1 protein-coding gene is annotated in these 550 nt (G+C 48.9%); it reads left to right on the plus strand.

Features of this window, described 5'->3' with window-relative positions; all coding sequences use genetic code 11:
* Positions 1-550 (plus strand): dipeptide/oligopeptide/nickel ABC transporter ATP-binding protein (locus R7Q48_RS30105; protein WP_318134070.1); only part of this gene is annotated, 550 nt, incomplete at both ends.

Below are 550 nucleotides of genomic sequence, written 5' to 3' on the forward strand. Positions count from 1 at the left end.
CTAAGGTTTGTGACTAAGGACTCTTTGTTTGAAAGCCGCCGTGAGTACGTGCAGGCATCGAACAATGTGAGTTTTGAGGTGCACGAAGGTGAGACGTTTGGTCTGGTGGGTGAGTCAGGTTCGGGTAAGTCGACCATCGCGCGCGTGATTGCTGGTTTGTATGAGCCAAACTCTGGCCAAGTGAAATTTGAAGGCATCGATCTCACGGCGATGAAGTCGGAAAAAGAGCGTCGTCCGATGCGACGTCAAATGCAGATGGTGTTCCAAAACCCATACACGTCTATGAACCCTCGTATGAAGGTGGCAGACATTATTGCCGAGCCAATTCGTTTCCATAAACTCACCAAAAATGAAGCAGAAACACGTCAAATCGTGAATGATTTGCTTGATCATGTTGGTTTGGGTCGCATGGCTGGCGTGAAATATCCTCATGAATTCTCTGGTGGTCAGCGTCAGCGTATTTCGATTGCGCGTGCCCTGGCAACTCGTCCTCGACTTTTGATTTGTGATGAACCGACATCAGCGTTGGATGTGTCGGTACAGGCACAAA

It is taken from the genome of Vibrio sp. 378, from assembly GCF_033339435.1.